Genomic DNA, 10,563 nt, shown 5'->3' on the forward strand with positions numbered 1-10,563 from the left:
AGGGGGTCAGCGGTGGGAGGTGTACTGGACGACCTGCTGGTAGGTGGGGCGGTTCTGCCAGTTGGTGTTGGTGTCGGTGACGCCGCCGAGGGCGCGTTGGACGATGGAGTCGGCGCACCACTGGTCGCCCGCGGAGCAGGTGGAGTCGGACGGGTAGACCGTGGCGGCGGACTCGGACGCGGCCTGCTGGAGGCTGGTCAGCAGGATCTGGCGGCAGGAGGAGAGGTCGCCGCCGCCGCAGTAGGGCTGGGCGAGGGCGTCGGCCGGGTGCTGGCCGAGGACCGCGCGGAGGTCGAGGTTGACGTAGGACCACCAGCCGAACTGGAACGAGGAGCCCTTGTGCGGGATGGACTCGTTCGCGTCGGCCGGGCCCGTGCTCGGGCCGGTCTGGCCGCCCGACGGCGACTCGTTGAGCTGCAGGGCCCCGATCATGGCGTTGAACAGGTCACTGCCCATGCCGGGCTGGAACTCCGCCTGGACCAGCAGCGGCCACCAGGCGTCGAAGGTCTGGATCGCGGAGGCGTCGGCGTAGGTGTGGCTGCCGGCGGAGGTCTCCCTTCGCTGGGCGCCGTCAGAGAGCCAGGTCTGGAGCTGCTTGACCAGCGCCGCCTGGGTCGGGTCGGTCACCGGGGCGCTGTTGACGACCGAGAGCAGCAGCGGCAGCACGTCCTCGCCGCGCAGGTCGGTGAGCGCCGCGGACTCCATCGCCTGGGCCAGCGAGGCTCGCGACACCTTCGGCCCGTTCGCGGCCGCGGTCGCGACCAGGCCCTTGACCCGGGCGTCGAGCATGTTGGCGCGGTGCACCGGGCCGTCGCCGAAGCCGGCGGCGGCAAAGCCGGGGGCCTGCTTGTTGTTCCAGGAGACGTAGTAGTCCTGGTCGACGCTCTGCGGGTGCTGGGCCGGCGGGGCGTAGTCCGCGGTCCAGCTGCTCGGGTCCCAGTTCTGCCAGGTGTACTTGGGGTCGGCCCACGCGGGCAGGTCCGCGGCGACCGTCGCCGGGCGCACCGGGTTGCGGCCGGAGTTGTAGTACGCCGTGTGCGCGGAGTCGACGTAGAACCAGTTGAACGTCAGGTCGATGTGCTGCGCCGCCTGCTGGAAGGTCTGCGGCGAGTTCACCGCGCCCGGGTCGTTCAGCATCTGGAAGCCGATGATCGAGTCGGCCTCGTGCATGTACGTCGAGCGCAGCGAGGTGTAGGCGACGGGCACGCCGCCGACCGTGGCGCGGGCCGTCACCAGCCCGTACGCGGTGCGGTACATGATGAGTCTGTAGGAGCCGGCGGGCGTGCTGTCGGCCGTGGTCGGGCTCCAGGAGTCGTCGCGCTCCAGCGCCGTCATCGGCGTGCAGACGCCGTTGAGCTGGTACGCCATCGAGTCCTTGGTGGCCGGCGAGCCGTCGGTGTTGCACAGGCGCACCGCGTAGACGTCGGTGATGTCCTGGCCGGCGCTGGTCGCGCTCCATGAGTAGTCCGGGCCGCGGCCCAGCTCGACGTAGAAGCTGAGGCCCGCGAAGGACGCACCGCGCGCGCTGATGCCGGGCCCCTGGATCTCCTCCAGCATCAGCAGCTGCGGCGCGAAGTAGCCGGTCTGCGGGCCGAAGACGGCGACGGGGTGGCCGTCGTCGGTGTACTTGCCGGAGACGACGAGGGCGTTGGACATGCCGTGCTTGGCGGTCAGCAGGTTGCCCGGCAGCACGCCCTTGTCGAACATGCCTGCCAACGGCCGGAGTTTGGCCGGGGCCTTCCTCGCCGCCGCCGCGTCCGTGGACCGGCTGGCCACCTTGGGCGACGCGGTCGAGGTCGCGGCCGAGCCGGTCGGGTCGAAGATCAGCTGCTGCGGGGTGACCGAGCCGGCGTCCGGCATGGCCAGGCCCTGCGGCGAGGCCGGGTCCTGCCCGTAGGCGAAGCTCTGGCCGTCGTGCACGGTGGTCACCGCGCTCGTGGCCTCCCGCTCACGGAACGAGTTCCACACCTGGTCGCCCAGCGTGGTCCCGTACTTGGCGTCGGCGGCCTCCTTGACCAGGGCCGACTGCACCTGGTTGCCGCCGCCGCTGCCGAACAGCGCGCCGATCACGGAGGAGAGCGCGACCAGGTCGGTCAGCTTGAACGGCTGGATCGAACCGGCGTTGGTGATCGCGTTGATCTGGCCGGTCAGGTCGTACTCGCCAGGGAAGGTGCGGGCGTTGTAGGCCTGGGTGACGTAGGCGTTGATGCCGTCGATGTAGGCCTGTGCGTCGGAGAGCGCCTGCTGCCCGCGCGGGCCCTGGTTGGCGACGGAGTCGATCTGCTGCTGCAGCTCCGCCTCGGTGTAGGGGGCGGCCTGCCAGAAGCTCTGTTCCAGCTGGCGGTTGGCGGCCGCGCCGCCGGCGAAGCTGCTCAACTCCCCGCGCCCGACGTGCCGGAACAGGTCCATCACCCACAGCCGGTCCTGCGCGGCGGCGTAGCCGGCACCGTACTCGGTGCCGTAGCGGGTGGTCCCGGTGATGTGAGGGGTGCCGGTCGCCTTGTCGCGCACGATGGTGACGTCGCTGCGCGGGCTGATGCTGCTCTCCACCTGGTCGGTGGGGACCCCGAAGGAGGAGGAGTTGAAGTAGCTGGAGAGCGTCGAGTCGGACAGGCCCGTGTAGCCGTCCACCAGCGAACTGTACGGCCCGAGTTGGTCGTCGGTGTGGGCGGGGTGGGTGCCGAAGGCCCGGTTGGCGAGGATGTCGGCGAGGGTGGCGTTGCCGTTCTCACCGGGCGGCAGGATGTCGTTGCACTGACCGCCGCAATAGTCCTGCACGGCCGTGGCGGCCCTGGGTGGGGACGAGGCCGCGGCGGGCAGGGCGAGGCTGGTCGCTGTGACGAGAGCGGCGGCGCCGGCCACCGCTCTCAGCCACATCATTCGTCGACGCATGGGGGGTACGCCTTCCTGACAGAGGGACCGTCAGGTGACGATACGTTAGTTACCCTCGCGTTAGGAAGATGTACGCGACAAGCCACCTCACGCTTGTTTTCTCTGGTATGGACCGACGGCCGACTACAGCCCCACGTCGCGGCTGCGGACGTCGGCGAGCGACTCACGGCGCACCAGTAGCCGGGCCGTCCCGCCCGTCACCGCGACCACCGGCGGCCTGCCGACGAGGTTGTAGCCCGAGGCCATGGAGAGGTGGTAGGCGCCCGAGGCCGGCACGGCCAGCAGGTCGCCCGGCCGGATGTCCGCCGGGAGTTCGACCCCGGCGGCCAGCACGTCGCCCGCCTCGCAGTGACGGCCCACGACCTGCACCGGCCGCAGCTCCGCGCTCGCGGCGCGACCGACCAGACGGGGCGCGTAACGCACCCCGTACAGTGCCGGGCGCGGGTTGTCGCTCATACCCCCGTCGACGGCGACGAAGGTGTGCCGCCCGCTCTGCTTGACCGAGAGCACCCGGTACAGCGCGACGCCCGCCGGACCCGCGATCGCCCGGCCCGGCTCCAGCAGCAGCCGCGGCTCCGGCAGGCCCACGGTGGCGCAGGCGGACCGCAGTTCGGCCCGGACCCGGGCGGCCAGCGCCCGGACGTCCAGCGCGTCCTCGCCGGGGCGGTAGGCGATGGCGTGGCCGCCGCCGAGGTCCAGCTCGGGCAGCACGACGCCGTGGGCCTACCGGGTCCCGTGCATCAGCGCGACCAGGCGGCGCACGGCCTGCAGGTACGGCTTCGGGCTGTCGATCTGCGAGCCGAGGTGGCAGTGCAGGCCGACCAGCTCCAGCCGGGGCTGCTCCAGCACCCTGGCGATCGCGTGCTGGGCGGTGCCGTCGGTGCTGGAGAGGCCGAACTTCTGGTCCACGGTCCCGGTGCGCACGGCCGGGTGCGCACCGGCCGCGATGCCGGGAGCGATCCGCAGCAGGACGCGCTGGCGCGCGCCGTAGGGCACGAGCGCCGCGATGCGGGCGATCTCCGTGGCGTTGTCGATGACGATGCGACCGACGCCGAGGCGCAGCGCGGCCTCCAACTCGTCCGGGCTCTTGGCGTTTCCGTGCAGCACCAGGTGCTCGGCGGGGAACCCGGTGGTGACCGCGAGCTCCAACTCTCCGCGCGAGCAGACGTCCATGCCCAGTCCCTCCTCCTCGACCCAGTGGGCCATGGCCCGGCACAGGAACGCCTTGGCGGCGTAGTGGATCTCCGCCTCAGGGAACGCCTCGCGGTAGGCCCGGCACCGGGCCCGCACCTCGTCCTCGTCGACGAGGTAGGCGGGGGTGCCGAATCGCTCGGCGGCGTCGGCGAGCGAGACGCCGCCGACGGTCAGGTCCCCGTTCGCCAGCGCCCGCGTGGACGCGGGCCACACCGGGAGCCAGGGCGCCTCGGCGGCGCGGACGCGCGGGGGAATCAGGGTGGTGGTCATCGCGGTCTCCTCCTCGGCGGCCGGGCTGTTGAGCATCGGGCTGCTCAACGGCCCGAGCCGACGGCGACGCTGCGCGCGGACTCCGCGCCCCGACCCCGCGCCCGGGCAGCCCGTCGAGCGCGCCCGCCATCGGTGCCTCGCGGCGCCGCGACCGGCGCGGAGACCCGCACGGAGACCGGGGCCGTGGCAGATCCGGCCACCGCCGCCGCTGCGGGCGCGGCGGCGAGCTGCGGGTCCACCGTGATCCGGCCGACGCCGAGGGCGTCGGCCATGGCCCGGAGCGCGGGCTCCGCGAGCTCCACCGCGGTCTGCTCGGGCCCGAGCACGGCGGCCAGCTGTCGCCTGCTGCTGAACCCGACCGCCGTCCGCTCGCCCAGCGGGGAGCGGAAGAGGCGCAGCACCGCCCCGGCGGGGCCCGACCGGACCGGGACCAGCAACAGTCCGGTCGGCAGGTGATCCACGGGTTCGGAGTCGTCCCCAGCCAGGTGGACAGTCATGGCGAGCTTCCTTCCGACGCGCGTGAGCGTGACCAGTCGTCAACCACCGGCCGTCACGACGGGGAACCGCCGCCCGACCGGTGCGCCTTCGACGCTAGACCGGTCGTTCCCGCTGCTCACGGGCCGAAGGCCGCTCCTGACGCGTTCCTGACGCCGCACGCCGGAATGTTGATGCCGGAGGGAGCTCAGCGCGTCTGGAGGGCGGCGATGTGGGGCGGAAGGGCGATGCCGGCGGCCAGGTCGGGGGCCGGGACGGGGGCGCCGAAGACCGGGCGGAGCGGGACGTTGCCCGCCCACAGGCCCAGCTCGGCGTCCGGGCTGTCGCCGTCCTCCGGCGGACCCGCGGCGATCTTGACCGAGGCCTCGGTCAGGTCGAGCGCGAGCAGCGCGGTGGCGGCGAGCTCCTTGCGGTTCGGCTGCCGCGCGTAGTCCCACTGGCCGGGCGCGCACTGCTCGGTGAGCACCCGCAGGCCGTCCAGCTTCTCCTCGTCCTCCAGCAGACGCGGGGTGCCGTAGATCATCGCGCAGCGGTAGTTGATCCCGTGCTCGAACACCGACCGGGCCAGGCTCAGGCCGTCCACGTGTGTCACGGTCACGCACACCTCGGCGTCCGGGTCCTGCCGCAGGCTGCGGCTGGCGACGGAGCCGTGGAAGTAGAGGGTGTCGGCGGTGGCGCCGTAGCAGGTGGGCACGACCATCGGGACACCGTCGACGATCACGCCCAGATGGCAGACGAAACCGGCCGCCAGCACCGCGTCCAGATCCTCCTTGCGGGTGCTGCCGTTCTCCCGCATCCGCCGGTGCTGCGTTCGGTCCGTGACTGCGATTTCTGACATTGCCGACCCTTCCGGACAACCGTTTCCGTCTCGCCAGAGCGAAACACGCGCTGATTTCGTAGCTCCCTGACTACGGTAGTCGAGTCCGGTGAGCCGAATCAACGGCCGAAGGTCCGCACCTCCCGCGCCGCGTCGGCACCGGCCCGCTCCCGGCGGCTCGCGGTGGTTACCGCGGGTCGGTGACGAGCAGGCCGAAGACCAGGTCGTCGGTCCACTCCCCCTTCAGCCAGGTGGCCTGCCGGGGGCGGCCCTCGAGGACGAAGCCGACGCGTTCCAGGAGGGCGGCCGAGCGGAGGTTGCGGGCGTCGCACTCCGCGGAGACGCGGTGCAGGCCGCGGGTGTCGAAGAGGTCGGCGAGGACGGCCCGCAGCGCCTCGGTGGCGTAGCCGTGGCCCTGCGCGTCCCTGGCCAGGGTGAAGCCGAGCTCGGCCTGGCGCAGGTTCTCGTGCAGGCGGACGCCGATGTCGCCGATCAGCCGCCGCTCCGCGGTGAGCTCGATCGCGTAGGGGAACAGGCCGGGCTCGGCCGGCGAGGCGGCGGCGAAGTCACGCACCCAGGCTCGGGCGGTCTCCGCCGAGACCGGCGCCGTCCAGCTCTTGAAGTGGGCGACCTCGGGATCGGAGCGGTAGGCGGCGAGGGCCGGCGCGTCCTCCGCGCGGAACCGGCGCAAGGTGAGCCGCGGTGTGTCCAGCATCGACGCCTCCTCGGTGATCCGCGCGCCACGCTACGCGATCTCCGGAGCCGCCGTCGGCCTCGCGCCTCAGGCGTGGAAGCCGAGGCGGCGGGCGGCGAGGCCGGTGAGGATCTCGTCGGTGCCGCCGCCGATGCCGAGGATCCGGACGTCGCGGTAGTGCCGCTCGATCTCCGACTCGCGCATGTAGCCCATGCCGCCGTGGAGTTGGAGCGACTCATGGACCACCCACTCGGCCGTCTCCACCGCACTGTTCTTGGCGAAGCAGGCCTCGGTGACGACGTCCTCGCCCGCGATGTGCCGGGCGGCGACGTGGTGGGTGTAGACGCGGGCGAGGTCGATCCGGCGGGCCATCTCGGTCAGTGTGTGCTGCACGAGCTGACGCGAGATCAGCGGGCGGCCGAAGGTGTGGCGTTGACGGGTCCAGTCGACCGCGAGGTCGAGCGCGCGCTGCGCGGTCGCGTAGGCCTGCGCGGCCAGTGCGAGGCGCTCGGTGACGAACTGGGTGGCGATCTGCACGAACCCGCTGTTCTCCGGCCCGACCAGGTTGGCCGCGGGCACCCGCGCGTCGACGAAGGAGAGCTCGGCGGTGTCGGAGCAGTGCCAGCCCAGCTTCTCCAGCCGCCGCTCGACGGTGAAGCCGGGCGTGCCGCGCTCGACGACCAGCAGCGAGATGCCATGGGCGCCCGGACCGCCGGTGCGCACGGCCGTGGTGACGAAGTCGGCGCGGCAGCCGGAGGTGATGAAGGTCTTGGCGCCGTTGACGACATAGTGGTCGCCCTCGCGCCGCGCGGTGGTGCGGATCGCGGCCACGTCCGACCCGGCGTCGGGTTCGGTGACGCCGAGCGCGCCGATCAGCTCGCCCGCGACCACCGGGCGCACGAAGCGCTCGAGTTGGTCCGGGTCGCCGGCAGCGACCAGGTGCGGGAGGGCGATCCCGCCCGTCAGCAGCGAGGCGACCAGGCCGCCGGAGCCGCCCGCCTGCAGGATCTCCTCGGCGACGGCGAGGGCGTCCAGCAGGTCCCCTCCCCCGCCGCCGACCTCGACCGGCAGGGCGACCCCGAGCAGACCCAACGCGGCCGCGGAGCGGTGCAGTTCGCGCGGCAGCTCGCCGGCCCGCTCCCAGCCGTCGAGGTGCGGCAGCACCTGTGCCTTCACGAAGCTCCGGACGGTCTCGCGCAGTTGGCGGCGCTCCGGCGTCTCGGTCACGCGGTCTCTTCCGTCCGGTTCCGGTCCTCGCGCCCGCGTCCCTTGCCGGGAGGCCCGGCGAAGGCCTGCGCGATCCGCAGCCAGGCGGCGGCGTCCGGGCCGACCGCGAGCAGTTCGCTGTCGCGGTAGTCCCGCCGCTGGGTCACGACGAGGCAGAAGTCGAGCAGGTCCCCGCTCACCCGCTGCTCGGCGTCCTCGGGCCCGGCCGTCCACAGCTCGCCGCCGGGCGCCCGCAGTTCGACGCGGAACTCCGTCGCGGGCGGCGTGAGTCCGTGCACGCCGAAGGCGAAGTCGCGGGTGCGCACCCCTAGTCGGACGATGTGCCGCAGCCGCGCGCTGGGCACGGGCGGCAGACCGAGGGCCTCGCGCACGTCGAGGCCGTGGGCCCAGGTCTCCATCAGCCGCGCCGTGGCCATGGACGCGACGCTCATCGGCGGCCCGTACCAGGGGAACCGCGCGTCCGGCGCGGCCGCGGCCAGTTCGGCGGCGAGGGTGGCCCGACCGGCGCGCCACTGGTCCAGCAGGTCGGCCACGGGCCGCCGGGCCCATGCGTGCGCGGCGGCGTCGACGTACTCCTCGCCGCCGGCGAGGGCGCGCCGCAGTTCCTCGCCGAAGGCCTCCGGGGTGCGGACGGCGATCAGCGCCTTCTCATCCGTCCAGGCCAGATGCGCGATCTGGTGGGCCACCGTCCAGCCGACGGCGGGGGTCGCGCGGGCCCAGTCGAGCCCGTCCCGGGCCACCAGGTCGTCGAGCGCTTGCGATTCGGCGTGCAGGTCTGCGAGGACCGGTGCGGCGTCGGCCATGGCGCGGTCTCCCTTCGGCGTCCCGAGCGACGATGGCACTCGCCCGAGAAAAAATCAATGGCGCTTGATTCTTTTCTGGGACCGGGACCGGGAGGGGCGCCCGTTCGCTACGCCCGGCTGACGGCCGACGCTGACCGCTGGAGCCGTGCCCGCTACGGCTGCTGCTCGACGAAGCGCTCCCGCAGCACCCGCTTGAGGATCTTGCCCGTGGGATTGCGCGGCAGTTCGTCCAGGAAGAGCACGATCCGCGGCTTCTTGTACGACGCGATCCGCTCGCGGGCGAAGGCGATCAGCTCCGCCGAGCTCACCTCGCCCGCGTCCGGGCGCAGCACGACCGCGGCGGTGACCGCCTCGCCCCAGCGCTCGTCGGGCGTACCGAAGACCGCGACGTCCAGCACGGCCGGGTGCTCGGAGAGGGCCGCCTCCACCTCGACCGGGTAGACGTTCTCACCACCGGTGATCACCATGTCCTTGATCCGGTCGGTGATGAAGAGATAGCCGTCCGCGTCGAGGTAGCCGGCGTCGCCGGTGCGCAGCCAGCCGTCCTCGGTGAACAGCCGGGCGCTCTCCTCCGGGCGGTGCCAGTAGCCGGGGGTGACGTAGTGCGAACGGGTGCAGATCTCGCCCACGGCGCCGCTCGGCAGCGGCTCGCCGGAGACCGGGTCGACGACGCGGACCTCGACGTCGGGGCGGGTGTTCCCGGCGGAACGCAGCAGGTGGGCGCGGGGGCCGTCCGGGTCGTGGTCCTGCGGGAGCAGCCGGGTGGCGGCGCCCGCGGTCTCGGTCTGGCCGTAGATCTGCAGGAAGCCGCAGCCGAACACGTCCATGGAGCGGCGCAGCAGCGCGGGGGTGATCGGTGAGGCGCCGTAGGCGATCAGACGCAGCGCGGAGAAGTCGCGTGCGGTGATGTCCGGCAGCGCGGTGAGCATGTGCAGCACGGCCGGGACGAAGAAGGTGTGCGTGATCCGCCGCTCCTCCATGATCTCCACGACGCGCTGCGGGACCAGGTCCGGGACGGTGACGGTGTGCGCGCCGACGACCAGCGCCTGCACCAGCCAGCCGGCGCCAGCGATGTGGAAGAACGGCATCGCGTTCATGCTCACCGAGTCGGCGTCCCAGCCCACTTCGCCGAGGATGTGCGGGCCGCCGTCGAGGTTGCCGAGCGTGGTCAGCACGCCTTTGGGCTGCCCCGTGGTGCCGGAGGTGTAGAGCTGGAGGCAGACGGTGTCGGCCTCGCCCGGCCCGCCGCGGCCGGGGTCCCGGTCGGGCGCGGACCCGAGCCAGAGCTCGTGGGCGAGCTCGTCCGGCCCGGGCGCGCTGGGCCCGTCCACGATCAGTGGGGCCTTGGGCAGCACCGCGCGGATCGCCCGCGCGCCGGGCAGGAACTCCTCCTGGGTGAGCACGGCGGCGAACTCGGCGTCCCGCCCGACGGCGGCCAACTCAGGCTCCGCCAACCGCCAGTTGACCGGCGTCAGCACCAATCCCGCCTTCGCGCAGGCCAGCAGCGCCTCCGCCGTGAGCAGCCCCGGCCGGGCCAGACACCCGACCCGCGCACCCGGCGGCAGCCCCTCCGCCAACAGCGCCTGCGCGAGCCGGTTGCTGCGCGCGTCCAGCTCCCCGTAGCTGACGGTCCGTCCGCCCTCCGTGACGGCAGGCGCGTCGGGGCGGTGGACGGCATGGTCGCGGACGGCGTCGGGCAGGAACGGGCCCATGCGGGTCCCCCATCGTGGTCGGCGGGGCACTGCGGAGAGTAGGAGCGTCGCACGCCCGACGCCCGCCGCGGAACCCCGCCGGGACCGCTCAGTCCGCGGCGGGCTCCGCCTGGTCACCGTGGGGAACCGGGCAGCCGGTGGGGAACGTCCGGACCCGGGCGTCGAGCGGGCGTCGTGGCGGCTGAGCCGCCGGGTCATCGGCGATGATGGACGGGCACCCGTCCAGCCTGCGAAGGAATCCGTCCGTGGCCCAGATCGTCCTCTTCCACTCCACCTACGGCCTGCGCCCGGCCGTCCACGCCGCGGCGGAGCGCCTGCGCGCGGCGGGGCACACCGTGCACACCCCGGACCTGTTCGACGGCCGGACGTTCGACGACGTGGAGACGGGCCAGGCCTACCGCGACGAGATCACCCACGACGAGCTGCTGCGCCGCGCGGTGACGGCGGTCGCGCCGCTGC

The 10,563-nt window shown here is 73.2% G+C and carries 7 protein-coding genes and 2 pseudogenes; 1 reads left to right on the forward strand and 8 read right to left on the reverse strand.

Annotated elements, in window-relative coordinates; translation table 11 throughout:
* Positions 1-6: 6 nt before the first annotated feature.
* The 8 genes and pseudogenes from DN069_RS02770 to DN069_RS02805 all read right to left on the reverse strand — a co-directional run bounded on the left by DN069_RS02770 (position 7) and on the right by DN069_RS02805 (position 10,104).
* Entirely contained in the window at positions 7-2,892 is a 2,886-nt protein-coding gene (locus tag DN069_RS02770) for a penicillin acylase family protein (protein ID WP_111499158.1), read from the reverse strand.
* A 123-nt stretch (positions 2,893-3,015) separates the two neighbouring features.
* Positions 3,016-4,356: pseudogene (lysA, locus tag DN069_RS02775) on the reverse strand (diaminopimelate decarboxylase).
* 44 nt (positions 4,357-4,400) lie between these two features.
* Positions 4,401-4,853 carry an SAV_915 family protein gene (locus DN069_RS02780; protein WP_243638860.1) on the reverse strand — a complete coding sequence of 151 codons (453 nt, stop codon included), beginning with the start codon at positions 4,851-4,853 and terminating at the stop codon, positions 4,401-4,403.
* 185 nt (positions 4,854-5,038) lie between these two features.
* Complete coding sequence (locus DN069_RS02785; RefSeq protein WP_111499160.1) at positions 5,039-5,689, reverse strand: pyridoxamine 5'-phosphate oxidase family protein; 651 nt, start codon at positions 5,687-5,689, stop codon at positions 5,039-5,041.
* A 166-nt stretch (positions 5,690-5,855) separates the two neighbouring features.
* Positions 5,856-6,383, reverse strand: a complete 528-nt coding sequence (locus tag DN069_RS02790) for a GNAT family N-acetyltransferase (RefSeq protein WP_111499161.1) — start codon at positions 6,381-6,383, stop codon at positions 5,856-5,858.
* Between the two features lie 66 nt (positions 6,384-6,449).
* Positions 6,450-7,589: an acyl-CoA dehydrogenase family protein gene (locus DN069_RS02795; RefSeq protein ID WP_111499163.1), complete on the reverse strand. Its 1,140-nt coding sequence runs from the start codon at positions 7,587-7,589 to the stop codon at positions 6,450-6,452.
* Complete coding sequence (locus tag DN069_RS02800) at positions 7,586-8,392, reverse strand: TIGR03084 family metal-binding protein (RefSeq protein ID WP_111499165.1); 807 nt, start codon at positions 8,390-8,392, stop codon at positions 7,586-7,588. Before DN069_RS02800 ends, DN069_RS02795 begins: the two co-directional genes overlap by 4 nt.
* A gap of 152 nt (positions 8,393-8,544) precedes the next feature.
* Positions 8,545-10,104 carry a long-chain-fatty-acid--CoA ligase gene (locus DN069_RS02805; RefSeq protein ID WP_111499166.1) on the reverse strand — a complete coding sequence of 520 codons (1,560 nt, stop codon included), beginning with the start codon at positions 10,102-10,104 and terminating at the stop codon, positions 8,545-8,547.
* Positions 10,105-10,310: 206 nt separating this feature from the next.
* On the opposite strand from DN069_RS02805, the pseudogene DN069_RS40825 reads away from it, so the two are divergent.
* Positions 10,311-10,563 (forward strand): annotated as a pseudogene (locus DN069_RS40825) (hypothetical protein); the annotation flags it as partial.

Origin of the sequence: Streptacidiphilus pinicola, from assembly GCF_003258295.1 — a bacterium.
GTDB lineage: Bacteria > Actinomycetota > Actinomycetes > Streptomycetales > Streptomycetaceae > Streptacidiphilus > Streptacidiphilus pinicola.

Excerpts from the sequence above, each read along its gene's own strand:
- DN069_RS02770 (WP_111499158.1), bottom strand. The coding sequence starts at position 2,892 with ATGCGTCGACGAATGATGTGGCTGAGAGCGGTGGCCGGCGCCGCCGCT.
- DN069_RS02780 (WP_243638860.1), bottom strand. The coding sequence starts at position 4,853 with ATGACTGTCCACCTGGCTGGGGACGACTCCGAACCCGTGGATCACCTG.
- DN069_RS02785 (WP_111499160.1), bottom strand. The coding sequence starts at position 5,689 with ATGTCAGAAATCGCAGTCACGGACCGAACGCAGCACCGGCGGATGCGG.
- DN069_RS02790 (WP_111499161.1), bottom strand. The coding sequence starts at position 6,383 with ATGCTGGACACACCGCGGCTCACCTTGCGCCGGTTCCGCGCGGAGGAC.
- DN069_RS02800 (WP_111499165.1), bottom strand. The coding sequence starts at position 8,392 with ATGGCCGACGCCGCACCGGTCCTCGCAGACCTGCACGCCGAATCGCAA.
- DN069_RS02805 (WP_111499166.1), bottom strand. The coding sequence starts at position 10,104 with ATGGGCCCGTTCCTGCCCGACGCCGTCCGCGACCATGCCGTCCACCGC.